Genomic DNA, 22391 nt, shown 5'->3' on the forward strand with positions numbered 1-22391 from the left:
CCTCAAAGCGACGAAGCCGGCCCTACTCCCTGTCAGCTCGGACCGGACTGTCTGTCCCGCGCCGTCGCCTGACGGTGTGAAGTCAGCGCCGCGCGCACGGCCGAGTAGATCACCAGCCACAGGATGAGGATCCCGATCAGGACGAACGCGATGTTGAGAAGGAAGAGGGGGAGCAGAGAGTCGGCGAACATGGCCCCAGGATGACGCAGTTCGCGGTTCGAGGCGGTCAGGCTCCCCGCATCCGCCCGACCGCCGCGCGCACCAGAGCCGCATTCCCCGGCGCGGTGCTCCCGTCGGGAAGGAGCAGAGTGTCTTCCAGCCCGATCCGCGAAGCCAGCCCGAGCTCGACCGCCAGATCGAACACCGGCCAGGTCGAACCTTCCTCTCCATGCAGCAGGATCGGGAGGCCGGGTTCTTCGAGCTCGACGTGCGCGATCATCGCCTCGGCATGATCTCGCACCGTCTGCGCTGGCTCATCAGGCAACTCGATCAGCACCCGCAAGCAGTCTCCTCGCATGGGCGAACGCTTCCACACCTCGAAACCGGCGGCATCCCACAGCCCGGCTTCAACCGCGACTCCGCGCCGCAGCAGCAGTGCGGCCACCTCGTCGGCACCGGCCTCATGCCAGTTGACGGATGCGTGATCGGGCAGTTCCGTCCAGGCCTCGATCGCGGCAAGACGACGCTCGACGTCGGGCTCGGCCCACGCTCCTGTGGTCACCCCGACCGGCACACCAGGGCTTGCCGCCCGGATCGCCCACACCCAGCGCGCGACATCATCGGCGGCGAGACTGTCTCGGCCTGTCGCATCCTTCGGGTGCACATGCACCTCGTGCGCCCCGGCAGCCACCGCCCGCGCGGCGTCGTCTGCGACCACGGTCGCATCAGCGCTCAACCACGGGTGCTCGACCGCATCGCGGGCGCCGTTGACGCATGCCTGCAACAGCATCCTTCGCCCGGCGTGGGAATCAGGACCAGCCGACGTCATCGGCCGATCAGCTCGCGCGGGTGCAGGTCGTAGGCGTGGGAGTCCGTCGACGGCCCTTCTTCGGTGCGCACGGTGTGCTCGACCTGACGCGCGACCGCCGCACTGCGACCGACCTTCACCGCCTCGTCTTCGCTCACGAAGCTGCTGCCCAACGTCTGCGATTCACCCTCGATGCGGTTGAACCAGATGCCATTGCGGTGGAACGTCTCGATATCGCCTGCAGCCATGAGGGATCCCTTCTCTCGCATCCCTTTCTACGTCAGACGACCGACATCGAAGAAGCCCCTTGACAGCCTTCGAACCGGCATCCGCCCACGCCGTCGATTAGGCCGCGAGACCAGCCCGACGCACCGCATCACCCATCGCCGCGAACGCCTCTTCGAGGATCGGGCGAGGAGTCGCGAACACGACTCGGACGAAGCCCTCGGCACCGCGCCCGAGCAGACGGCCCTCGGTCAGCACGACCCCGGCTTGCTCCCGGAAGAACTCGGCCGGCGGTCCCGGAATCTCCAACGCGGAGGTGTCGATCCACCCGATGTATGTCGCCTCGGGCACGCGATACACGGCCCCGGGCAGATGCTCGTCCACCAGCGATGCGAGCTCACGCCGCGACCCGTCGAGGTACTCGATCACATCCGTCAGCCAGGGCTTGCCCGACCGATACGCGGCCGTCGAGGCGACGACACCGAGGGTCGACGCGCCGTGCTGCACCGCGAAGCCGAACCTCTTGTACAACTCCTGGTCGGCATCGTTCGAGGTGATCAACTGCGCAGTCTTCAACCCAGGGATGTTCCACGCCTTCGACGCGCTCGTCCCCGTGACGGTGTGCGCGGCCGTCGCCTCCGACACCGACGCATACGGGACGAACGGCGCACCGTCGTAGCGCAGCGGCGCGTGGATCTCGTCCGCGAAGACCCGCCCGCCGTGCCGCTCGACGATCTCGGCGATCGCCTCGAGCTCCTCACGTCCGACGATCGTCCCAGTCGGGTTGTGCGGGTTGCAGAGCACGAATGTCCGCGCCCCTGCGGCGAACGCCTCATCGATGCGCTGCAGGTCGTGCTGCCAGCGCCCGTCGACCTCGACGCCGGGAACCTCGATCACCGGATGCCCGATCGCGGGCAGGTATGTCAAGAACGGCATATATGCCGGAGTCGGCACGATCACGGGCGACCCGGCCGGCGCGTACTCCTGCACGGCCACACCGAGCGCGGCCATCACATCGGACACCGGATGCACGCGTTCCGGATCAACGGCCCAGCCGTACTCGTCGCGCATCCAGTCAGCAGTCGCCTCCCCCAGCTCCGCGGCCTGCGGGGGCGAGAGGTATCCGAGGTTCTCGTCGTCGATCGCCCGGTGCAGTGCCTCTGCGATCTCGGGCGCGACCCCGAAGTCCATCTCCGCCACCCACGCCCCGATGTGTCCGGGGTGCAGGCTCCATTTGCGGCTCTGCGGCCGATCGAGGTACAGGCGGGTGCGCGCATCGAACGGATGCGACGGGTGCGAGGAACGGTCCGCAGTCATGGTCGTGATCTCCGCCGGCTCAGCCGACGGCGCCCGTACAGGACAGGTGCGGGATGTGGATCTCGGACACGGGGAACTCCATTCACAGCGGGACCCGACCAATCTACGGACGGCCCCGCGCCCTCGCATCTCGCGTTTCCATCCGTGACAGCAGCTCGCCCCGATGCCGCCGTCCGCATCGGTGCGGTGTCGGGAGCTCGGTGCGCATGTCGGGAGCTCCGTGCGCCTGTCGCGAGCTCGGTCCACATGTCGGGAGCTCGGTGCAACCCGTCGGGAGAAAGGACGGATGCAGGGGCAGAACGCGGCGATTCTCCCTGCATCCGTTCCTGCTCCCTGCATCCGTCCGGTGCGCAGACGCGACCGACGCTCAGCTGGCGACGTCGAGCACCCAGGTCACGCCGAACCGGTCGGTGAGCATGCCGAAGCCGGCCGACCACTCAGACGCCGCGAGGGGCTCGACGATGGTGGCACCCTCGGTCAGACCGTCCCAGTAGCGGCGGATCTCGTCGAGGGAGTCGGCCCGCAGCGACTGGAAGAAGGTGCGGTCGGTGATGGTCGCGCCGTTCTCGCGGTGCGTGCTACCCGCGATAGTCGCCGGGTCCGCGTCGTCGTGCCCGGGGATGTCGTACGCCATCAGCCGGATACCGCCGTCGGACTCGAGCTGCCCGAACACGATCTTGTCGAAGCCGGGCACTCCCTCGGGCATACCGAACTGCCCATACGTGGCCGCCGTGATCTCGCCGCCGAACACCGACTGGTAGAACTCGAGCGCCTGACGTGCCGTGCCGCGGAAGTTCAGGTGCGTGGTCGTCGTGATGGTCATGAGGTTTCTCCTTCGTGTGCGCTCCGCCGTTCGGAACCGTGTGGAGACCACGATCACAGGGGTATAGGTCTGTTTCTGTCCTCTACTTCGGGCAGACTGCATCCATGACCGGAAGCTCGTCACGCATGCTCGCGCTGCTCTCGCTGCTGCAGACGCCGCGGGACTGGCCGGGTCAGGTCCTCGCCGAGCGTCTGGAGGTGAGCCCGCGCACGGTGCGCCGCGACGTCGACCGGCTCCGCGAGCTGGGCTACCGGATCGGCGCGATCAAGGGGCCGGACGGCGGTTACCGGCTCGCGGCCGGGTCGGAACTTCCGCCACTGCTGTTCGACGACGACCAGGCGGTCGCGATCGCGGTGGCGCTGCAGACCGTGCCGTCGAGCGGCATCGACATCGACGAAGGTGCGGCGCGGGCCCTCGCCACCGTGCGCCAGGTGATGCCCTCACGGCTGCGACACCGTGTCGACGGCATCCGCTTCACCGGCGCCGAGAACCCGACCAGGGTTGACCCGGCGGTGCTGGAGGCGGCGAGCGCAGCTGTCCGCGACCGCCAGGTGCTGCGCTTCGACTACGGCCCCGCGCAGGACCGCCCGGCCCGCCGCACCGAGCCGCACGCCGTGGTGGCACGAGAGGGGCGCTGGTACCTGCTGGCGTGGGACCTGGAAGCTGACGACTGGCGCACGTTCCGGCTCGACCGGATGCATCCGCGCATCCCGACCGGGCCGTCGTTCACCCCGCGCCCGCTGCCCGCCGCGGATGCCGAGACATATCTCGCCGCGCAGGCCAAGGGGTCGACGGCCGAGGATCGGTGGCCGTGCGTGGGGGAGGTCGTGATCTCGCTCCCTGCCCGCGACATCGCGCCCTGGGTCGGCGACGGGGAACTGGAGGAGCTCGCCGACGGATCGTGCCGAGTGACGATCGGGTCGTGGTCGTGGACAGGGGTGCTCGCCTCGGTCGCACGCTTCGACGCGGCTTTCACCGTGGTCGGTCCCCCAGCGCTGCGGGAGGCGGCGAATGCCCTAGCGGAGCGCTTGGCCGCGGCGTGCGACTCGTCCTCCTGATCCACCCGTTGGTAGGACGTATCCCCATATCCCGGAACAACCTCCTTGATCGGGTGGCCACAGCACCTCCCGTTCGCTTGAATGGCCCGATGACGAAGGATCTGCCGGGAGATGAAACAGCCGACGAGAAGATGCGACGGCTGGTGATGGACGGAATCACCTCGGGCGACGGGTCCGAAGTGAATCACGCGTATTTCGATCGGCTGCGAACCCAGATCCGCACCACAGATATCTAGTACTTCTAGTAGTTACGCCGTAAAGTCGAAGGATGGGGACAGTGACGAAGACGGAACTCAATCAGCAGACAGCGCGGGTGCTGGCGCGCGTCACCGCGGGCGAGCATCTGACGGTGACGGATCGTGGTCGTCCGATCGCGGAGCTGACGCCCCCGGCCGAGACGGCATGGACACGCATGATCGCCAGCGGGCGCGTGACGCTCCCGACGAAGAGCGGGCCTCTCACCAACGCTCCGGTTCTCGACACGGTGCCGACCGCAGAGGTCCTCCACGACCTCCGCGCGGACAGCGTGTGATCTACCTCGACGCCTCGGCGGCCGTGAAGGCACTCGTCCACGAAGCAGAGACCTCAGCGCTCGTCGATGCCTTCGGCGCCGGATCAGAATTCGTCGCCTCCCGCCTCCTCGCCGTCGAGCTGCACGCCGTGGCAGATCGACGTTCCCTCGATCACGGGAGCGCTGATGACCTGCTCGATCGAGTCGCGCTCGTCTCCCTCGACGAAGACACGATGGCCCGTGCCATCCGCCTCCGCAGTGGCCTGCGCACTCTCGACGCCCTGCACCTGGCAACGGCAATCGAACTGAGCGACGTGGTCACGTCAGTTCTCACCTATGACAACGAACTCGCGGCGGCGGCACGCACGCACGGGCTACCTCTCGCTGACCTCTCGTGAGCGCAGCGCCGTCGCCCTGCGAACGGAAGCCCCCGCGGGAGAGCCGCCTCACCCACGCCGGTAGACTGAAGCTGCCCCGCCGGCCCCTTCCTTTGGAGTGCGCGTGACCACCGCCCCTGCACCTTCCCACCAGCACGTCCCCGACTCCGTCGAGAACGCGATCGCGACGCCCGAGAAGGAGCAGCCGTACGCGGCCCTCGGACTCAAGCCCGACGAGTACGAGCGCATCAAGGAGATCCTCGGCCGCCGCCCCACTTCGGGCGAGCTGGCGATGTACTCCGTCATGTGGTCGGAGCACTGCTCCTACAAGTCGTCGAAGAACTACCTGCGCCGCTTCGGCCAGAAGGTCTCCGACGAGATGAAGGAACGCCTGATGGTGGGCATGGGCCAGAACGCGGGCGTCGTCGACGTCGGCGAGGGCTGGGCCGTCACCTTCAAGGCCGAGTCGCACAACCACCCGTCGTTCATCGAGCCCTTCCAGGGTGCGGCGACCGGCGTCGGCGGCATCGTCCGCGACATCATCTCGATGGGCGCGCGCCCGGTCGCGGTCATGGACGCCCTGCGCTTCGGTGCGATCGACCACCCAGACACCGCCCGCGTCGTGCACGGCGTGACCAGCGGCATCAGCTTCTACGGCAACTGCCTCGGGCTCCCGAACATCGGCGGTGAGACGGTCTTCGACTCCGTCTACCAGGCCAACCCCCTCGTGAACGCGCTCGCGGTGGGCGTGCTGCGTCACGAAGACCTCAAGCTCGCCAACGCGACCGGCGTCGGCAACAAGGTCGTGCTGTTCGGCGCTCGCACGGGTGGCGACGGCATCGGCGGCGCGAGCATCCTGGCCTCCGACTCCTTCGACTCCACCGGCCCGACCAAGCGTCCAGCAGTGCAGGTGGGCGACCCGTTCGCCGAGAAGGTGCTCATCGAGTGCTGCCTCGAGCTGTACCGTGGCGAGCTCGTCGAGGCAATCCAAGACCTCGGTGCCGCCGGCATCTCCTGCGCGACCAGCGAGCTCGCGGCCAACGGCAACAGCGGCATGAAGGTCTCGCTCGACAACGTGCTGCTGCGCGACCCCACGCTCACGGCCGAGGAGATCCTCATGTCGGAGTCGCAGGAGCGCATGATGGCGATCGTCGCCCCCGAGAAGCTCGACGCGTTCCTCGCGGTCGTGAACAAGTGGGAGGTCGAGACCTCCGTGCTCGGCGAGGTCACCGGTGACGGCCGCCTCATCATCGACTGGCAGGGCGAGCGCATCGTCGACGTCGACCCCTCGACGGTCGCGGTCGACGGCCCCGTCTACGACCGTCCGGTCGCCTACCCGACGTGGATCGATGCCCTGCAGGCGGACGCCGCGGAGAACCTTCCCCGCGCGAACGACCCGGAGACGCTGCGCGAGCAGTTCCTCGCCCTCGTCGCCTCTCCGAACCTGGCCGACACGAGCTGGATCACCAACCAGTACGACTACTTCGTGCTCGGCAACACCGCCCTGAGCTTCCCCGACGACGCCGGCATGATCCGCGTCGACGAGGAGTCGGGCCTCGGCTTCGCGATCTCGACCGACGCCAACGGCCGCTACTGCCAGCTCGACCCCTACGCCGGCGCGCAGCTGGCTCTGGCCGAGGCGTACCGCAACGTCGCCGTCACCGGCGCAGTGCCGACCGCCATCACCGACTGCCTCAACTTCGGCTCTCCTGAGAACCCCGAGGTCATGTGGCAGTTCGGCCAGACGGTCGACGGTCTGGCCGACGGCTGCTACGAGCTCGGCACCCCGGTCACCGGCGGCAACGTCTCGTTCTACAACCAGACCGGCGATGTGCCGATCCACCCGACCCCGCTCGTGGGCGTGCTCGGGATCATCGACGACGTCTCGCGCCGCATCCCCTCCGGATGGCAGGACGAGGGTCAGAACATCTACCTGCTGGGCACCACCTCGACCGAGCTCTCGGGTTCGGCCTGGGCCGACGTGGTGCACGACCACCTCGGCGGTCTGCCTCCGAAGGTCGACCTCGCGGGCGAGAAGCGCCTCGCAGGTCTGCTCTCGGCTGCCCGCGACGAGTGGTTGATCTCCTCGGCGCACGACCTCTCCGAGGGCGGCCTCGCGCAGTCTCTCGCCGAGGGCGTCATGCGCTTCGGCGTCGGTGCACGCGTCTGGCTGAACGAGATCATCGAACGCGACGGAGTGGATGCTGCATCCGCCCTGTTCTCCGAGTCGACCGGCCGCGTGCTGGTGACCGTTCCGCGCGAAGACGACGTCAAGTTCCGCGGCCTCTGCGAGGGGCGCAACTACCCGGTGGCACGCATCGGCGTGACCGACACCGAACCGCAGCTCGAGGTGCAGGACGTCTTCACGATCTCGGCCGCCGAGCTGCGCGAGCGCTCACAGGCCACCCTCCCCTCGTACTTCGGTCCGACCGTCACGGAACAGGCCAGCGCATGAGCGACGTCAGCCGCCAGAACCCGAACGAAGAGGACTACGGCGACCTGGGCGAGAAGCGTAACCGGCGCATCCGCATCATCGCCTGGACCGTCATCATCGCGCTCATCCTCGGCGGTGGCGGCGCGACCGTGATCACGCTGCTCCTCGGCTGAGGCTCACTCGACCCGGCACCGCCCGGGCTCGACCGCTCCCTTCCCAAGGCGTACCCTCGGGCGGGAACGGAGGCAGCATGAGCATCCAGCCGGTTGACGTCGCCCGAGACGAAGACATCGAGGGGTATCTCCTCGGCTCGCCCGTGAGCGTCATGCGCGAGTTCATCACGACACCGGGCCGAGGACCCCGCCTGCACCGGCATCCCTACGTCGAGACGTTCGTGATCCACCAGGGCCGCGCCCTGTTCACCGTCGGCGAGGAACAGATGGTCGGCACGGGAGGGCAGATCCTCGTCGTCCCCGCGCTCGACTCGCATCGCTTCGAGGTGCTCGACGGCGGCACGTACGAGGCCACGCACATCCACGCGAACGACCGCTTCGTCACGGAGTGGCTCGAGTAGCGGGAGAACACCGAGTGCTCAACGCGTGAAAAGGTACCGGACCAGCTCGATGATCCCGTCGGGTCCGTGGCTCTCGCGACCCAGCGATTCCACGATGATCGCACCCAGGATCGCCCGGCCGATCTGCGCGATCGGTGCATCTTCCGGCAGCTGACCGTCGCGGATCCCGCCCCGCAGCCGCTCGGACAGGTGCTGCTCGACGCCGAGGCTTCCGCCGAGGTGGGCACCGACCGCGGCATCTTCGGCGGCGGCCGCGACCAGCGACTGCAGCAACGCCTGGCCCTGCGTGCTGGCGAGGATTCCGAAGACCGACTGCAACCAGGTCTCGACGTCGGCGAACAGGTCACCCGTGTCTGGCACGTCGAAGTCCACGGGGATGAGGCGCCCGTCCACGAGGCAGTCGGCGATCAGCGCGCCGCGCGACGGCCACCAGCGGTAGATGGTCTGCTTGCCGACCCCGGCTTCCTTGGCGATGCCCTCGATCGTGAGCCGGTCGTACCCCTGCGCATGGAACAGTCGCGAGGTCGCATCGAGGATCGCCTCGCGCGCCGCGGTGCTGCGCACGGGCCCGCTCCGATGCTCGTTGACCATGCATTCAGGATAGTCAAAGATCCCTAGACGAGACGTGCCGTATGATCTTTCGAGTCTGAAGGAGACCACTGTGGCATCACTGCTCTACCGTCTGGGTTCGTTCGCTGCTCGCAAGGCCTGGACGGTGATCGTCTCGTGGGTCCTGATCCTCGGCATCGGCGTCGGCGCCTTCCTCACCCTCGGCGGCACACTGAGCAACAGCTTCGACATCCCGGGCACCGCCTCCGGTGCGGTGATCGATGAGCTCGCCGACAAGCTGCCCGACACCGCCGGCGGCACGGGCACGGTCGTGTACAAGACCGAAGACGGATCGCCCTTCACCGACGAGCAGAAGGAGGCCATCTCCGACCTCGCCGTGAGCGCCGAAGATCTCGACGGCGTCGCACGGGTGATCGATCCGTTCGACGCGCAGAAGCAGCAGGACGACCAGGCGCAGAAGCTCGCCGACGGCCAGACTCAGATCACCGACGGGCGCACGCAGTTGGATGCCGCCCAGACGCAGCTCGACGCCGGCAGAGCCCAGCTCAACGACGGTCTCACGCAGCTCACGGCGGCCCGCGCCCAGGCAGAGCAGTCCGGCGCCGGCTCCGCCCAGCTCGCCGCCCTCGACGCCCAGATCGCGGCCGTGAACGCACAGCTCGCCCAGCTCTCGGCGCAGAACGCACAGCTCGACGAATCGCGCATCGCGCTCGACGACAACGCCGACCAGGTGGAGCTGGGCTCGACCCTCCTCGACCTTGCTGACGGCATCGGCGTGGTCTCCGAAGACGGATCGACCGCCATCGTCAACATCTCGTTCGTCGACCCGCGCCTCGAGCTTTCCGAAGAGGTGAAGCAGGGCGCGATCGACCACTTCGAGTCGGCTCCGATCGACGGCGTCGAGGTCGACTTCGGCACCGACATCGCGCAGGGCGTCCCCGAGATCTTCGGCGTCGGCGAGGCTGTCGGGCTCGTGTTCGCCGCGATCGTCCTCATCGTGATGCTCGGCTCGCTCCTCGCCGCCGCTCTCCCGATCGTCACGGCCATCGTCGGCGTGGGGGTCGGCGTCACGGCATCCCTCGCCTTCTCCGGCGTGGTGAACATGGCGTCGGTGACCCCGGTCCTGGGTGTGATGCTCGGCCTCGCGGTCGGCATCGACTACTCGCTCTTCATCGTCAATCGACACCGAAAGCAGCTGCTCGCCGGGGTCCCGGTGCGCGAATCCATCGGCCTCGCCACGGGAACCTCCGGCACGGCCGTCGTGTTCGCCGGCACGACCGTGATCGTCGCACTGCTCGCGCTCAACGTGACCGGCGTGCCGTTCCTTGGCCTCATGGGCACGGTCGGCGCGGTCTGCGTCGCGGTCGCCGTGCTCGTCGCGATCACCCTCGCACCCGCGATTCTCGGGCTCGTCGGCGCGCGCCTGCTCAGCCGTCGCGCCCGCGCCACGATCGGCCAGGAGCACGCTGCGGGCAAGCCCGTGAAGCGCATGTCGACCCTCCGCGCGATCGTCACCGCGCTCGTGAGCGTCGTCGCCCTGCTGATCATCGCGATCCCCGCGATGTCGATGCGGCTCGGGCTGCCCGACGGATCGAGCGAGCCCAGCGACTCCACCAGCTACCGCGCCTTCCAGACCGTCGACGAGCAGTTCGGCGAAGGTGCGAACGGACCGCTCCTCGTGACGGCGACCCTCGACGACGCGGTCAGCGACGACGACCTGCTCTCCACGCAGGTCACGATCGCCCAGGCCATCGCGGATCAGGACGACGTGGTGGCGGTCGCGCCGATCGCAGCATCCGACGACAACACGCTTCTCGCGTTCCAGGTCGTGCCCGAGGAGGGCCCGAACAGCGCTTCGACCGAGAAGCTCGTGCAGGACCTCCGTTCGATGCCCGAGGTGGGCGACGGCATCACGCTCGGCGTCGCGGGTCAGGCGGCGATCAACATCGACATCTCCGAGGCACTGGCCGGAGTCCTGCCGCTGTACCTCGTGGTCGTGGTCGGACTCTCGCTCCTCATCATGATCGTGGTGTTCCGCTCGCTGCTCGTGCCGCTCATCGCGACAGGTGGGTTCGTGCTCTCGCTGTTCGCGACGTACGGCCTGATCGTGGCGGTGTTCCAGTTCGGCTGGGGTGCCGAGATCATCGGACTGCACAGCACCGGGCCGATCCTGAGCTTCCTGCCGGTGATCCTCGTCGGCATCCTGTTCGGGCTCGCGATGGACTATCAGCTGTTCCTCGCCTCCGGCATGCGCGAGGCGTATGTGCACGGCGCCTCGGCGCGCGATGCCGTCGCCCAGGGCTTCCGCGCCGGACGCTCGGTCGTGATCGCCGCAGCCCTCATCATGGTGTCGGTGTTCGGCGGGTTCATCTTCTCGGAGTCGACGATCATCCGCTCGATCGGATTCGGCCTCGCGTTCGGCGTGCTGCTCGACGCGTTCGTGGTGCGGATGCTGCTGATGCCCGCGCTCATGCACCTGCTCGGACGCTCGGCCTGGTGGCTGCCGCGCTGGCTCGACCGCATCCTGCCGAACGTCGACATGGAGGGTGCTGCGCTCGAGCGCGACCACCCCGGGATGAAGGCCGTGGCCGTTCCGACCACGACCGACTCGGTGCCGACGACCCGGACCTCCGCCTAGCGGGGGCTCGGCAGCGCACCGCGTGAGGCGGAGGTCTCCGTGTCAGGAGGAGGGATTGGGCGAAAGCTTCCTCCCGACGCGGAGTTCTCCTCTTGACGCACAGTGCGACCCCACAGTGCGATCCTGACGGGCAGCGCGGCCCCGACGTCGGTGGCGCTGCCTAGAGTGGGCGCATGACCGCCGACGCCCGTGACCGCCTGCTCGCACTGCGCGCTCAGGCCGAGGCGCGGGTGCAGGCGACGGCCGCGACGCTCGACGAGCTCACTCACGACCGGGCGGGCTCGAACGACGACGATGAGCACGACCCCGAGGGTGTCACGCTGTCGTCGGAGTGGTCGCGGCTGACCGGGCTCGCCGAGGCCGCAGCCTCCGAACTGCGCCAGGTCGACGATGCGCTGGCGAGGGTGGATGCCGGCACCTACGGGATCTGTGCCAACTGCGGGAAGCCGATCCCGGCCGGGCGACTGGAGGCTCGACCGTTCGCCGAGTACTGCGTCGTCTGCGCCGAGGAACTCGGGCACTGACCCCTGACGCGAGCGAGGATCGCGAGTAGCATCCGACCCATGCCCATCACACTCGAGAACGTCGGCATCGCCGTCCGCGACCTGGAAGCCACCATCTCCTTCTTCACCGACCTGGGCCTCACCGTGCTCGGGCGAGACGAGGTCAGCGGAGAGTGGGCGTCGACCGCGGTCGGGCTCGACGGCAACCACGCCAAGATCGCGGTGCTGCAGACGCCCGACGGGCACGGCCAGATCGAGCTGTTCGAGTACATCCACCCCGACGCGATCGAGACCGAGCCGACGCAGCCGAACGAGATCGGTATGCACCGCATCGCCTTCTCGGTCGACGACATCGACGAGTCACTCGCGATCGCCGCCCGCCACGGCTACCACCCGCTCCGCGGCGTCGCGAACTACCAGGACGTCTACAAGCTCACGTATCTGCGCGGCCCGAGCGGCATCGTCCTGATGCTCGCACAAGACCTCACGAAGAGCTGACCATCCCGCGCCAGATCACCTCGATCGCGGCGCGCAATCGGGCCACGACCGCGGGATCGCTGATCCGGTCTCCTCGCACCACGAGCTGGTAATACGCGACGCCGGCGATGGCGTCGAAGCAGGCTTCGATGTCGAGGTCGGCACGCAGCTGGCCCCGTGCGATCCCCGTGCGGAGCGCGTTCTGCAGGGGCACCCGTCGTCGCGACACGTGCGACTCCCAGTACGTTTTCTGGAGAGCACGATCAGCCATGACCAGGCGGATGCGCTGCCGGAACCGTTCCTCGGAGTATCCGGGCGCCGAGGGTGCGACGCCATCGGCCCCGAGCCCGAGACCGGCGAGCAGTACCTCGTGCAGGTCGGCATCGGCGGGGTACTCCGGCGGCACCTCGCGCCCGACGTCGAGCGCGGCCGCGATCAGCAGCGTGAGCGACGGCCAGCGCCGATACAGGGCCGCGCGACTCACCCCGCTGCGAGCCACCACCCGCGACACCGTGACCTCCTCGCCCGCGTCGATGATCTCCAGTGTCGCCGCGACGATCTGCCCGTCGATCTCCTCATCGCGCGGACGACCGGGGCGGCGGCGAACCGCGGCCCCGGCATCCGTCGTCGTCGGCGTCACGCGCCCAGCGCCCGTTCACGCAGCCGGGCGATCGTGGCATCGGACAGCCCCGCGGTGCGCAGCGGCGTCAGCGGGTCGCCGTGCTGTGCGCGGAGGGTGTCGAGCAGGCTGCGCATCGAGACGTCCATCGAGCCTTCGAGCAGGGAGGACGACTTGTCGAGAGCGTCGGCGTCGAAACCCAGCGCCTTCCACATGGCGCCCATCACGGGGGCGGTACGCGCCATTATCGCGACCATGTTGTCTCCGGTGCGCGCGTAGTCGGTGACGATGTCCTCGTCTGCCGCGCCCAGGGCGAGCAGCAGCATGGCCGCGAGAACTCCCGTGCGATCGCGACCGGCGGCGCAGTGGAAGGCCGCAGCCCCCGGGGTGTGCGCGATCACGTTGAGCGCGATGACCAGCTGCGGTGCCGCGCTCGCGACCATGCGCTGGTACATCAGGCCCATGGTCTCGTGACTCAGCGCCGGCGCCTTCTCGCCCATCGACTCCCCCACATCCGCGATGAGCGGCAGGTGGTGGTACGCGACCGGGTGCTCACCGAGGGGGCCGCGTCCCGTGACCGAGACCTCCAGCGGCGAGCGCAGATCGATGATGGCGGTGAGGCCGCGGGCGACGAGCTCGTCTGCCACCTCCGAGGTGACGTACGCGAGGTCATCGGTGCGGATGGCGAGACCTTCGCGAAGGACGCCGCCGTCGATCGCGATGCCGCCGAGGTCGCGCAGATTGACCGGCGCGCTGAGGACGAGTTCGGTGTCGATGATGGTCATGTGATTCTCCTTCGGATGAGGGCGCTGCCCTGGTCGATCACCGTGACGAGCACGATGATGCAGATGATGATGGCGCTGAGGTGGCCGTAGTCGTACATGCGCATGGCCGTCGTCAGCTCGAGACCGATGCCGCCGGCGCCGACGAGACCGAGGATGGTCGCCCCTCGCACGTTCCCCTCGAACAGCAGCAGTGTGTACGAGGTGAGCAGCGGTGCGGCCTGCGGCAGGATTCCGTACTGGATGACCTGCCGCTTCGAGGCGCCGACCGCCTCCATCGCGACGACCGGTCCGCGGTCGACCTGCTCCATCGCCTCGGCGAAGATCTTGCCGATCGAACCGATGGAGCCGAGCGTCATGGCCAGGATGCCGGCGAACGGACCGAGCCCGACCGCCGAGACGAACATGAGCGCGAAGACCAGATCGGGCACCGAGCGGATGATGTTCATCACCCAGCGCGTCGGGTAGTACAGCCACTTCGGCGCGAGGGTCGACGTGGCCCCGAACGCGACGATCAGCGACAGCACCGCCCCGAGCACCGTGCCGACGACGGCCATCTGGAACGTCTCCAGCAGCAGCGCGAGGATGGTGCCGATCTTCGAGAAGTCGGGCGGGAACAGGCGCGACAGGAACTCGCCCATGTTGATCGCGCCCTCGCCGAGCTTCACGAAGTTGAACTGGGCGCCGTTGAACGACCAGATCAGCACCAGCACGGCGATCGGCAGCCCGATCAGGAAGCGGGCGCGCGGCACCCGGAACGCCGACTCGAGGCGGGCGCGCTCCGCGGCGTCGAGCGCAGGACGGGCTGCGCGGTCGGTTCGCGGTTCAGTGGTCGTGGTCATCGCCGTGCTCCTCGTCGTCGTACAGCGATTCGAGTGCCGCGGCATCCAGCTGCGAGGTCACGCCCGAGACGAGCATCTCGCCGTGCCGCAGCCCGACGATCCGGTCGCTGTGTGCGAGCGCGAGCGGCAGCACGTGCAGACTCACCAGCACGGGGATGCCGTCCTGTGCGGCGATCTCCCGCAGCAGGTCGAGCACCGAGCCCGCGAGCTTCGGATCGAGCGAGGCGACCGGCTCATCGGCCAGGATCACCTTCGGCTGCTGCATGAGCGCCCGGGCGATCGCGACCCGCTGCTGCTGTCCGCCCGAGAGCGAGCGCGCAGGAGCGGATGCCTTGTGGGCGATGCCGACCCGGTCGAGCAGCTCCAGCGCCCGCCGACGGTGTGCGGTCGAGAACCCGCCGGCGAGGTTGATCGACCCGGCGCCGTGCAGGGCTCCGGTGAGCACGTTGGTCATGACGCTGAGCCGTGGGATCAGGTTGAACTGCTGGAACACCTGCCCGACCTCGGAGCGGAGGGTCCGCAGCTCACCACGGCCGAGGTTCGTGACGTCGTGCCCGGCCACCCGCACCGAGCCGGCCGCGATCGGTGCGAACCCGGTGAGGCTGCGCATCAGCGTCGACTTGCCCGACCCCGAGGCACCGAGCAGCGCGACCATCTCGCCGGGGAAGAGGTCGAGGTCGACGCCGTCGAGCACAGTGTTCTCGTCATACGCGACCTGCAAGCCGCGGACGGTGACGAGCGGGAGCGCCTGCCGGAGTTCGGCTGTGGGGGTGCGCACCTCAGCGGGAGAAGCGTGGTGCGCGAGGCGCGGGGTGGACATGGTCACTTGAGGTCCTTGAGCTCGACGCCCGCGACAGCGGCAATCTCGGCGAAGGACTGGAAGTCGGCACTCTTCGGGTCGACCGTCTGCGGGGCGGCTGCGAAGGCACCGTAGGCTCCGAGGCGCTCGGCGTTCGCGGGCGAGAACACCTCAGCGATGCCGTCCTGGATCACCTTGCGAGTCTCAGCGTCGAGCGACTGGCGACCGAGGACGGCACCCTGGATGTCCATCGCCGGGCTCTCACCGACTGCACGCCACTCGCCGTCGGCGAAGGGGAACATCGGGGCGCCGAGCTGCGTCAGCATGACGGCCGTGCATGCGGCATCCACCTGTCCCTGCTCCAGCGCCGCGAAGCTGCCCTCGTGGCCACCCGCGAAGATGGCCTCGTAGTCGGTGCCCTGCTCGAGCCCCGCCTCATGCAGCATGTAGACCGGCATGAAGTATCCGGAGCTGGAGGCCTGGTCGGCGAACGCGACCGTCTTGCCCGCGAGGTCTTCGACGGTCTGGATGGGGGAGTCTTCGAGCACCACGCAGGTCGAGACAGGCTTGCCGTCGCCCTGGAACGCGACCAGCGCATCCACCTCGCCGGTGTTGACGGCGAGCGCAGACGGGAACCCGCTCATGATGCCGATGTCGACGTGGTCGGCGCGGATGGCCTCGACGACGCTGAGGTAGTCGGGCACGTCGGTGATCTCGACGTCGCGGCCGGTCGCCGCTTCCAGCAGCTCGGCGAACACCTCGATCGGGTTCTCGGCGGTGGGGTCCTCGCCGACAGGAATGGTGGCGATCGTGATGGGGGCGTCGGGATCAGCCGGAGCCGCCTCGGCGGTCGGGCTCTGGCAGGCGGTGAGAGCGAGGGCGGCGACGCCCAGGAGGCCGACGACGGGCAGGGTGAAGCGGCGCATGATGACCTTTCGGGAGGAAGACGTCTCGGTATTCCGAGAACATCGGTATTCCAACTCCCGAAGATGACGGGCAATTACGAGACCGCCGTACTCCGAATGGAACGCTACGTGAACGGACGGTGTCGACACCCGCCTGGCTACGATTCCTGTATGGACAAGCAGACGACGGCAGCCCTCCTGCGCGCGCAGTTCTACCCGCTTCTGAAGACCCAGGGATTCGTGCGCAGCGGTGACGTGCTGCGTCGCGTCGACTCCCCGGTCGCCCACGTCGTGGAGGTCGTGCATCAGCCGCGGCGTGGGGTGTTCCGCGTCGACCTGGGCGTGCATCTCACCCTGCTCGGCGACGTGTCGCGTCATGCGATCGATCCGGCGAAGATCCGGGAAGCCGACTGCGCGTGGCGGTCGTCGGTCATCCCCGGCTTCCGCAATGACCACGACCCCGACTTCGTCTACGGCTCCAATCCGGAAGAGGCCTCCGAGTCGGTCGCGTTCCTCGTCTCCGAGTGGGACCGGCAGTCGAATGCCTTCTTCGGCCCGCTCACCCACTGGCCCGAGGACTTCCACGAGGCTGCCCGTGCGGCGGCGGACGCTCCCCCGCACCCCGCGCACCTTCTCACCTGGGCGCGGGTCGCCGGCCTGATCGGTGACGCGGATCTGGCCCGACGGTGCGCCGAGGTCGCCCTCCCGAGCGTCCCCGAGCGCGCGACCGCCCTGCGCGAAGCCCTCGAAGGAATCGTGCGCGATCCGCAGACCGCGGTGCCGCAGCTGCGCTGACCCGCGTCAGGAACCCGCGACGACCTCCGCGATCGCCGCACCCAGCTCGGCCGTCGTGGCCGTGCCGCCGAGGTCGGGCGTGACGGGCGCAGCCTCCGCTCCTCGCGCCAGCACGTCTTCGATCGCGGCGAGCACGGCGGCACCGGCATCCGCGTATCCGAGGTGTTCGAGCATCATGGCCCCGCACCAGATCTGGCCGATCGGGTTCGCGATGCCCTGGCCCGCGATGTCGGGCGCCGAGCCGTGCACGGGCTCGAACAGGCTCGGGAAGAGTCCTTCGGGGTTGATGTTGGCGCTCGGCGCGATGCCGATCGTGCCGGTGCAGGCGGGGCCGAGGTCGGAGAGGATATCGCCGAACAGGTTACTCGCCACGACCACGTCGAACCAGTCCGGGTGCAGCACGAAGTTCGCGGTGAGGATGTCGATGTGGAACTGGTCGCGCGTCACATCCGGATAGTCGGCGCCGACCACGGCGACCCGTTCGTCCCAATAGGGCATCGAGATCGAGATGCCGTTGCTCTTCGTCGCCGAGGTCAGATGCTTCGCGTCGCGCTTCTGCGCCAGGTCGTAGGCGTAGCGCAGCACCCGGTCGACACCGGTGCGGGTCATCACGGTCTCCTGCAGCACGAACTCGCGGTCGGTGCCCTCGAACATGCGCCCACCGATCGAGGAGTACTCGCCCTCGGTGTTCTCACGCACCACGTAGAAGTCGATGTCGCCGGGCTCACGGCCGGCGAGCGGCGAGACGACCCCGGGCATGAGCCGCACCGGCCGTAGGTTCACGTACTGGTCGAAGGCCCGGCGGAACTGGATCAGGCTCCCCCACAGGCTCACGTGGTCGGGCACGACGTCGGGCCAGCCGACCGCGCCGAAGAAGATCGCGTCGAATCCGCGCAGCGTCTCGAACCAGTCATCCGGCAGCATCTGTCCGTGCTGTTGCCAGTAGGCGGCGCTCGCGAAGTCGAACTCCTCGAACTCGAGCGCGATGTCGAAGCGGGCGGCCGCGGCCCGCAGCACACGCAGCCCCTCGGGCATGACCTCGGTGCCGATGCCGTCTCCGGCGATCACGGCGATGCGGTGGGTGGTGGTCATGGGATTTCCTTCCGGGTGCCGGTCGTTCCGGTCGCAGTTGGTGCCGCCCGCCGGCCGATCCTGCGGCAGCAAGTGCGACCGGAACACAGGGGGAGTCTGGGCCGGGGGACCTAGGGCGGGGCGTGAGGGGGCGGGGCGTGAGGGGGCGGGGCGTGAGGGGGCGGGGCGTGAGGGGTGGGCGTGTGGGGCGGTCAGAGCACGTCGCGCTCGGCGGGGTGGTGGCAGGCGACTCGGTGCGTGTCACCGGGTTCGGCGACGGTGGGGGCGGCGAGCTCGGGAACGACCTCGGCGCAGATCTCGGTGGCCTTCCAGCAGCGGGTGCGGAAGCGGCATCCGCTCGGGGGCGACACGGGGCTCGGCACGTCGCCGGTGAGCACGATGCGTTCGCGCGCCCGCTCGGCCCGAGGGTCCGGCACCGGGATCGCCGACAGCAGCGCCTGGGTGTACGGGTGCAGCGGTCGCTCGTACATCTCGTCGACGGGTCCTTCCTCGACGAGTTTGCCGAGGTACATGACCCCGACGCGGTCGCTGAGGTGCCGCACGACCGAGAGATCGTGCGCGATGAAGAGGTAGGTGAGCCCGAGGTCGCGCTGCAGGTCGTCGAGCAGATTCAACACCCCGGCCTGCACGCTGACGTCGAGCGCACTGACCGGCTCGTCGAGCACGATCACCTCGGGCTCGACGGCGAGGGCCCTGGCGATGCCGAGTCGCTGCCGCTGCCCGCCCGAGAACTCATGCGGGAAGCGGTCGGCGTGCGCGGGGTTGAGCCCGACCTGCGTCAGCAGCTCCTCGACACGGCGGTCGTGGTTTCCGCGGTGCAGGCCGTGGATCACGAGGGGCTCGGTGAGCGTCGCCCGTACCGACTTGCGTGGGTTCAGCGAGGCGTACGGGTCTTGGAACACGAACTGCACCCGCCGACGCAGGGCCCGAAGGCGCGTGCCCTCCAGGCCGGTGATGTCATCGTCGCCGAGCAGGATCGTGCCGCCGTCGCTCGACTGCAACCGTGCGACACTGCGCCCGAGCGACGACTTGCCGCACCCGGATTCGCCCACGAGCCCGAACGTCTGCCCGCCCTCGATCGACAGGCTCACGTCCGACACCGCCTGCACCACGTCGCGCGTGCGGCCGAACAGGCCACCGCCGACGCGGTACTCCTTGACGAGGTTCTGCACCGTCAGGCCAGTGCTCGTGACGGGACCACTCACGACGGAACTGCTCATGACGCCACCTCCTTCTGCCACTCGTCGACTCGCACGCAGGCGGCCGTGTGCCCCTCGCCGACAGCGACCGGTTCGGGAACGGCCACGTCGCATCGGCCGACCACCGCGTGCGCGCACCGTGGTGCGAAGCGGCATCCGACGGGCCAGGCCGTCGCCACCGGCGGCTGTCCTGCGATCTGGTACAGCCGTTCATCGCGCGAGGCCCGCCGGTCGATGCGCGGCAGCGATGCCAGCAGCCCCGCGGTGTACGGGTGCGCGGTCTCGTAGAACAGCGGATCGACGTCGGCTGTCTCGACCAGCCCGCCCGCATACATCACGAGCACCCGATCGGCGGTTCCGGCCACGACGCCGAGATCGTGCGTGATCAGCAGAACGGTGGTTCCGGTGCGCCGCTGCACCTCGCGCAGCACCTCGAGCACCTGCGCCTGCACCGTCACGTCGAGCGCGGTCGTGGGCTCGTCGGCGATCAGCAGGTCGGGCTCGTTGGCGATGCTCATGGCGATCATGACGCGCTGCCGCATGCCGCCGGAGAACTCGTGCGGGTAGCGGTCTACGCGCAGTTCGGGCGAAGGGATGCCGACCAGGTCGAGCAGCTCGATCGCCCTCGCGCGACGCTCGGCCGCGGTCGATTCCGGTCTGTGCACCCGCACCGCCTCGACCAGCTGCTCCCCCACGCGCATGACGGGGTTGAGCGCGGTCAGAGCATCTTGGAACACGATCGCGATGTCCTTGCCGCGGATCTCCCGCAGCTCGTCGTCTGCGAGACCGACCAGTTCCTGGCCGCGGAACCTGATCGATCCGGTGACGACGGCCCTCTTCGGCAGCAGTCCCATGATCGCCATCGCGGTCATCGACTTGCCCGAACCCGATTCGCCCACGATGCCGACGGTCTCGCCCTCGTGCAGCACGAACGAGACACCTTCGACGGCCTTGGCGAGCCCGGCATCGGTCGGGAAGCTGATCGACACGTCCTCGACTTCGAGGAGCACCGCGGCGCTCACAGGTTCTTCCCCTGCGGGTCGAGCGCATCGCGCAGTCCGTCGCCGATGAAGTTGACGCAGAGCACCGTCACGAGGATGAAGAGGCCGGGGAAGTACAGCAGGTACACCTGCGGCGTGCCGACGTAGCCGGCCGCCTGACTGAGCATCGATCCCCAGCTGGTCTGCGGCGGTTGGACCCCGAACCCGAGGAAGCTGAGGGTCGACTCGGCGATGATCGAGGATGCCACGGCGAGGCTCATCGCGACGGCGATGACGCCGGCGAGGTTCGGCAGCAGATGCGAGATCACGATGCGGGCGCCTGAGGCTCCGATGCCCCTGGCCGCGTCGATGAAGTCCTTCTCGCGCAGGGACAGCACCTGGGCGCGCACGACGCGGGCGATGTAGGTCCATCCCAGTGCGGTGAGCGCGAACACGATCGTGGTGGGCGAGGGACCGAGTCCCTGCAGGATCACCGCGAGCAGCGCGATCGCCGGGACGATGAGGAACAGGTCGGTGATGCGCATGATGAGCTCGCCGATCCATCCGCCCACATACCCGGCGATCGCCCCGAGCGCGGTGCCGACGACCGTGGCGAGCAGCGCGACCGACAGCCCGATCGCGAGCGACACCTGCCCGGCGAACAGGATCTCGCTGAGGTAGTCGCGCCCCAGCTCGTCGGTGCCGAGCCAGTGGTCGGCCGACGGCGGGGTGGGCCCCAGCAGCAGATCCTGCTGCCCCTGCGAATACGGCGCGATCAGCCCGGCGCCGAAGCACGCGATCAGCAGGATCACCAGCACGATCAGGCTCACGACACCGAGCCGGTGCCGGAGGAAGCCCTTCAGCAGCTGGCGGGTGGGAGCCTTCTGCGGATCCTGCTCGGCGAGCAGCTCCTCGCTCCCGGCGATGCCTGCACCGCTCATGACAGCCTCACTCTCGGGTCGAGCACCGCATAGGCGATGTCGGCGATCAGGTTGCACAGGACCACCGCGACGGCGACCACGAGCATCCACGGCAGCAGCACGAACACGTCGCCCGCCACCAGCGACTGCAGGAAGAGTCGCCCCATGCCGGGGATCGCGAAGATCTGCTCGGTCACGACGAGTCCGCCGATCAGGATCGCGGCGTCGAGGGCGACGACCGTGACGAAGGGGGCCATCGAGTTGCGCACCGCGTGCTTCCAGATGACCTGCCGTCGCGGCACGCCCTTCGCCCGCGCGGTGCGCACATAGTCGCTCGACAGCGCATCGAGCATGGCCGCCCGCCCGAACCGGCTCCACGAGGCGACGAGCGCGATCATCAGCGCGGCCACCGGAAGCACGAGGTGGCGGATGTAGTCGAGCACCCCGGTCTGCCCCGGCGAGTTCAATCCGATGAAGAACAGCGGCGGCTCGCTGAGCCCGAACTGCTCCTTCGGCCACACCGCGAAGGTCTGGATCAGGATCAGCCCGAACCAGAACGCGGGCATCGCGATGCCGATGTACGACGCTCCGGTGAGCAGGTTGTCGCCGAGCGAGTACTGCCGCACGGCGGAGTAGACGCTGATGCCGCCGGCGATCAGCACCGCGACCAGCAGCCCCCAGAACGCGAGCTGCAGGGTGGGCCACAGCGCCTCGCCGATCAGCGGCAGCACAGGGGTGCCGGTACGGGTGCTCACGCCCCAGTCGCCGGTGACCATCGCGCGCAGCCAGAGGAAGTACTGCTCGGGGATCGAGCGATCCAATCCGAGCCGCTCGACCTCCCGGGCGATGACCGAGGGGTCGTGCGCCTGGCGGAGCTTCGCGAGCGGATCGAACGTCGCCCTGACCGCCCAGAACAGGATGAACGAGGCGACGAGGATCACCGGCACCGAGTACAGCACCCGCCGTGTGATGAAGGTGATCACG

At 68.7% G+C, this 22391-nt stretch carries 27 protein-coding genes; 11 read left to right on the forward strand and 16 right to left on the reverse strand.

Features of this window, described 5'->3' with window-relative positions; translation table 11 throughout:
* Positions 1-32: 32 nt before the first annotated feature.
* The 5 genes from ACIQTX_RS00100 to ACIQTX_RS00120 form a co-directional block, all read right to left on the reverse strand.
* Positions 33-191, reverse strand: coding sequence for a hypothetical protein (locus tag ACIQTX_RS00100; RefSeq protein ID WP_181157048.1), 159 nt, complete (start codon positions 189-191; stop codon positions 33-35).
* Positions 192-226: 35 nt separating this feature from the next.
* Entirely contained in the window at positions 227-949 is a 723-nt protein-coding gene (locus tag ACIQTX_RS00105; protein WP_402967279.1) for a 3-keto-5-aminohexanoate cleavage protein, read from the reverse strand.
* 35 nt (positions 950-984) lie between these two features.
* Positions 985-1215 carry a hypothetical protein gene (locus ACIQTX_RS00110; protein ID WP_105528349.1) on the reverse strand — a complete coding sequence of 77 codons (231 nt, stop codon included), beginning with the start codon at positions 1213-1215 and terminating at the stop codon, positions 985-987.
* 97 nt (positions 1216-1312) lie between these two features.
* Positions 1313-2509 carry a MalY/PatB family protein gene (locus tag ACIQTX_RS00115; protein WP_402967283.1) on the reverse strand — a complete coding sequence of 399 codons (1197 nt, stop codon included), beginning with the start codon at positions 2507-2509 and terminating at the stop codon, positions 1313-1315.
* Positions 2510-2876: 367 nt separating this feature from the next.
* A complete protein-coding gene (locus ACIQTX_RS00120; protein WP_402967286.1) occupies positions 2877-3332 on the reverse strand; it encodes a VOC family protein in 456 nt (151 codons plus the stop codon).
* Positions 3333-3436: 104 nt separating this feature from the next.
* Here ACIQTX_RS00120 and ACIQTX_RS00125 point away from each other — a divergent pair, with 104 nt between their 5' ends.
* From ACIQTX_RS00125 to ACIQTX_RS00155, 7 genes are all read left to right on the forward strand, one after another.
* The gene (locus tag ACIQTX_RS00125; protein ID WP_402967289.1) at positions 3437-4390 is read left to right on the forward strand and encodes a helix-turn-helix transcriptional regulator; all 954 of its coding nucleotides are present in this window, start codon (positions 3437-3439) and stop codon (positions 4388-4390) included.
* An 89-nt stretch (positions 4391-4479) separates the two neighbouring features.
* Positions 4480-4626 carry a hypothetical protein gene (locus tag ACIQTX_RS00130; protein ID WP_402967292.1) on the forward strand — a complete coding sequence of 49 codons (147 nt, stop codon included), beginning with the start codon at positions 4480-4482 and terminating at the stop codon, positions 4624-4626.
* Positions 4627-4667: 41 nt separating this feature from the next.
* Positions 4668-4922, forward strand: a complete 255-nt coding sequence (locus ACIQTX_RS00135; RefSeq protein WP_402967295.1) for a type II toxin-antitoxin system Phd/YefM family antitoxin — start codon at positions 4668-4670, stop codon at positions 4920-4922.
* Positions 4919-5299 carry a type II toxin-antitoxin system VapC family toxin gene (locus ACIQTX_RS00140; protein WP_402967298.1) on the forward strand — a complete coding sequence of 127 codons (381 nt, stop codon included), beginning with the start codon at positions 4919-4921 and terminating at the stop codon, positions 5297-5299. Before ACIQTX_RS00135 ends, ACIQTX_RS00140 begins: the two co-directional genes overlap by 4 nt.
* Positions 5300-5402: 103 nt before the next feature.
* Complete coding sequence (gene purL / locus ACIQTX_RS00145) at positions 5403-7733, forward strand: phosphoribosylformylglycinamidine synthase subunit PurL (protein ID WP_105528338.1); 2331 nt, start codon at positions 5403-5405, stop codon at positions 7731-7733.
* Positions 7730-7885 (forward strand): hypothetical protein, encoded by a 156-nt coding sequence (locus ACIQTX_RS00150; RefSeq protein ID WP_196802641.1) that lies wholly within the window; start codon positions 7730-7732, stop codon positions 7883-7885. Before purL ends, ACIQTX_RS00150 begins: the two co-directional genes overlap by 4 nt.
* A 77-nt stretch (positions 7886-7962) precedes the next feature.
* Positions 7963-8286: a cupin domain-containing protein gene (locus tag ACIQTX_RS00155; RefSeq protein ID WP_402967302.1), complete on the forward strand. Its 324-nt coding sequence runs from the start codon at positions 7963-7965 to the stop codon at positions 8284-8286.
* Between the two features lie 18 nt (positions 8287-8304).
* Here the strand turns inward: ACIQTX_RS00155 and ACIQTX_RS00160 are convergent, their stop codons facing one another.
* Entirely contained in the window at positions 8305-8877 is a 573-nt protein-coding gene (locus tag ACIQTX_RS00160; protein ID WP_402967305.1) for a TetR/AcrR family transcriptional regulator, read from the reverse strand.
* 70 nt (positions 8878-8947) lie between these two features.
* Between ACIQTX_RS00160 and ACIQTX_RS00165 the strand changes: the two genes are divergently transcribed.
* From ACIQTX_RS00165 to ACIQTX_RS00175, 3 genes are all read left to right on the forward strand, one after another.
* Positions 8948-11494 carry an MMPL family transporter gene (locus ACIQTX_RS00165; RefSeq protein ID WP_402967308.1) on the forward strand — a complete coding sequence of 849 codons (2547 nt, stop codon included), beginning with the start codon at positions 8948-8950 and terminating at the stop codon, positions 11492-11494.
* A 173-nt stretch (positions 11495-11667) separates the two neighbouring features.
* A complete protein-coding gene (locus ACIQTX_RS00170) occupies positions 11668-12018 on the forward strand; it encodes a TraR/DksA family transcriptional regulator (RefSeq protein WP_402967311.1) in 351 nt (116 codons plus the stop codon).
* 39 nt (positions 12019-12057) lie between these two features.
* Complete coding sequence (locus ACIQTX_RS00175; protein ID WP_402967314.1) at positions 12058-12495, forward strand: VOC family protein; 438 nt, start codon at positions 12058-12060, stop codon at positions 12493-12495.
* On the opposite strand, the gene ACIQTX_RS00180 is transcribed toward ACIQTX_RS00175, so the two are convergent.
* Genes ACIQTX_RS00180 through phnD form a run of 5 tightly spaced genes read right to left on the reverse strand, consistent with a single transcriptional unit; the run spans position 12482 to position 16442 of the window.
* Positions 12482-13114, reverse strand: a complete 633-nt coding sequence (locus tag ACIQTX_RS00180; protein WP_028501430.1) for a TetR/AcrR family transcriptional regulator — start codon at positions 13112-13114, stop codon at positions 12482-12484. The two genes, ACIQTX_RS00175 and ACIQTX_RS00180, sit on opposite strands and share 14 nt — an antisense overlap.
* Positions 13111-13878, reverse strand: coding sequence for a tyrosine-protein phosphatase (locus ACIQTX_RS00185; protein WP_402967318.1), 768 nt, complete (start codon positions 13876-13878; stop codon positions 13111-13113). Before ACIQTX_RS00185 ends, ACIQTX_RS00180 begins: the two co-directional genes overlap by 4 nt.
* Positions 13875-14717 (reverse strand): phosphonate ABC transporter, permease protein PhnE, encoded by an 843-nt coding sequence (phnE, locus tag ACIQTX_RS00190; protein WP_028501428.1) that lies wholly within the window; start codon positions 14715-14717, stop codon positions 13875-13877. The genes ACIQTX_RS00185 and phnE overlap by 4 nt, the downstream gene beginning before the upstream one ends.
* Entirely contained in the window at positions 14701-15537 is an 837-nt protein-coding gene (gene phnC, locus ACIQTX_RS00195; protein WP_402972925.1) for a phosphonate ABC transporter ATP-binding protein, read from the reverse strand. The genes phnE and phnC overlap by 17 nt, the downstream gene beginning before the upstream one ends.
* A gap of 2 nt (positions 15538-15539) precedes the next feature.
* The gene (gene phnD, locus ACIQTX_RS00200; protein ID WP_402967321.1) at positions 15540-16442 is read right to left on the reverse strand and encodes a phosphate/phosphite/phosphonate ABC transporter substrate-binding protein; all 903 of its coding nucleotides are present in this window, start codon (positions 16440-16442) and stop codon (positions 15540-15542) included.
* Positions 16443-16592: 150 nt separating this feature from the next.
* Between phnD and ACIQTX_RS00205 the strand changes: the two genes are divergently transcribed.
* Entirely contained in the window at positions 16593-17216 is a 624-nt protein-coding gene (locus tag ACIQTX_RS00205) for a hypothetical protein (RefSeq protein ID WP_402967324.1), read from the forward strand.
* Between the two features lie 6 nt (positions 17217-17222).
* On the opposite strand, the gene ACIQTX_RS00210 is transcribed toward ACIQTX_RS00205, so the two are convergent.
* The 5 genes from ACIQTX_RS00210 to ACIQTX_RS00230 form a co-directional block, all read right to left on the reverse strand.
* Positions 17223-18308, reverse strand: a complete 1086-nt coding sequence (locus tag ACIQTX_RS00210) for a tartrate dehydrogenase (RefSeq protein ID WP_402967327.1) — start codon at positions 18306-18308, stop codon at positions 17223-17225.
* A gap of 191 nt (positions 18309-18499) precedes the next feature.
* A complete protein-coding gene (locus ACIQTX_RS00215) occupies positions 18500-19528 on the reverse strand; it encodes an ABC transporter ATP-binding protein (RefSeq protein ID WP_402967330.1) in 1029 nt (342 codons plus the stop codon).
* On the reverse strand, positions 19525-20529 hold the full coding sequence (locus tag ACIQTX_RS00220) for an ABC transporter ATP-binding protein (protein ID WP_402967333.1): 1005 nt from the start codon (positions 20527-20529) through the stop codon (positions 19525-19527). The genes ACIQTX_RS00215 and ACIQTX_RS00220 overlap by 4 nt, the downstream gene beginning before the upstream one ends.
* The gene (locus tag ACIQTX_RS00225) at positions 20526-21428 is read right to left on the reverse strand and encodes an ABC transporter permease (protein ID WP_105528438.1); all 903 of its coding nucleotides are present in this window, start codon (positions 21426-21428) and stop codon (positions 20526-20528) included. Before ACIQTX_RS00225 ends, ACIQTX_RS00220 begins: the two co-directional genes overlap by 4 nt.
* A complete protein-coding gene (locus ACIQTX_RS00230) occupies positions 21425-22390 on the reverse strand; it encodes an ABC transporter permease (protein ID WP_402967337.1) in 966 nt (321 codons plus the stop codon). The genes ACIQTX_RS00225 and ACIQTX_RS00230 overlap by 4 nt, the downstream gene beginning before the upstream one ends.
* Between the last annotated feature and the right edge of the window lies 1 nt (position 22391).

It is taken from the genome of Microbacterium sp. NPDC090281 (genome assembly GCF_044769635.1).
Lineage (GTDB): Bacteria > Actinomycetota > Actinomycetes > Actinomycetales > Microbacteriaceae > Microbacterium.

Excerpts from the sequence above, each read along its gene's own strand:
- ACIQTX_RS00100 (WP_181157048.1), bottom strand. The coding sequence starts at position 191 with ATGTTCGCCGACTCTCTGCTCCCCCTCTTCCTTCTCAACATCGCGTTC.
- ACIQTX_RS00105 (WP_402967279.1), bottom strand. The coding sequence starts at position 949 with ATGCTGTTGCAGGCATGCGTCAACGGCGCCCGCGATGCGGTCGAGCAC.
- ACIQTX_RS00110 (WP_105528349.1), bottom strand. The coding sequence starts at position 1,215 with ATGGCTGCAGGCGATATCGAGACGTTCCACCGCAATGGCATCTGGTTC.
- ACIQTX_RS00115 (WP_402967283.1), bottom strand. The coding sequence starts at position 2,509 with ATGACTGCGGACCGTTCCTCGCACCCGTCGCATCCGTTCGATGCGCGC.
- ACIQTX_RS00120 (WP_402967286.1), bottom strand. The coding sequence starts at position 3,332 with ATGACCATCACGACGACCACGCACCTGAACTTCCGCGGCACGGCACGT.
- ACIQTX_RS00125 (WP_402967289.1), top strand. The coding sequence starts at position 3,437 with ATGACCGGAAGCTCGTCACGCATGCTCGCGCTGCTCTCGCTGCTGCAG.
- ACIQTX_RS00130 (WP_402967292.1), top strand. The coding sequence starts at position 4,480 with ATGACGAAGGATCTGCCGGGAGATGAAACAGCCGACGAGAAGATGCGA.
- ACIQTX_RS00150 (WP_196802641.1), top strand. The coding sequence starts at position 7,730 with ATGAGCGACGTCAGCCGCCAGAACCCGAACGAAGAGGACTACGGCGAC.
- ACIQTX_RS00155 (WP_402967302.1), top strand. The coding sequence starts at position 7,963 with ATGAGCATCCAGCCGGTTGACGTCGCCCGAGACGAAGACATCGAGGGG.
- ACIQTX_RS00160 (WP_402967305.1), bottom strand. The coding sequence starts at position 8,877 with ATGGTCAACGAGCATCGGAGCGGGCCCGTGCGCAGCACCGCGGCGCGC.
- ACIQTX_RS00170 (WP_402967311.1), top strand. The coding sequence starts at position 11,668 with ATGACCGCCGACGCCCGTGACCGCCTGCTCGCACTGCGCGCTCAGGCC.
- ACIQTX_RS00175 (WP_402967314.1), top strand. The coding sequence starts at position 12,058 with ATGCCCATCACACTCGAGAACGTCGGCATCGCCGTCCGCGACCTGGAA.
- ACIQTX_RS00185 (WP_402967318.1), bottom strand. The coding sequence starts at position 13,878 with ATGACCATCATCGACACCGAACTCGTCCTCAGCGCGCCGGTCAATCTG.
- phnE (WP_028501428.1), bottom strand. The coding sequence starts at position 14,717 with ATGACCACGACCACTGAACCGCGAACCGACCGCGCAGCCCGTCCTGCG.
- phnC (WP_402972925.1), bottom strand. The coding sequence starts at position 15,537 with ATGTCCACCCCGCGCCTCGCGCACCACGCTTCTCCCGCTGAGGTGCGC.
- phnD (WP_402967321.1), bottom strand. The coding sequence starts at position 16,442 with ATGCGCCGCTTCACCCTGCCCGTCGTCGGCCTCCTGGGCGTCGCCGCC.
- ACIQTX_RS00205 (WP_402967324.1), top strand. The coding sequence starts at position 16,593 with ATGGACAAGCAGACGACGGCAGCCCTCCTGCGCGCGCAGTTCTACCCG.
- ACIQTX_RS00210 (WP_402967327.1), bottom strand. The coding sequence starts at position 18,308 with ATGACCACCACCCACCGCATCGCCGTGATCGCCGGAGACGGCATCGGC.
- ACIQTX_RS00215 (WP_402967330.1), bottom strand. The coding sequence starts at position 19,528 with ATGAGCAGTTCCGTCGTGAGTGGTCCCGTCACGAGCACTGGCCTGACG.
- ACIQTX_RS00225 (WP_105528438.1), bottom strand. The coding sequence starts at position 21,428 with ATGAGCGGTGCAGGCATCGCCGGGAGCGAGGAGCTGCTCGCCGAGCAG.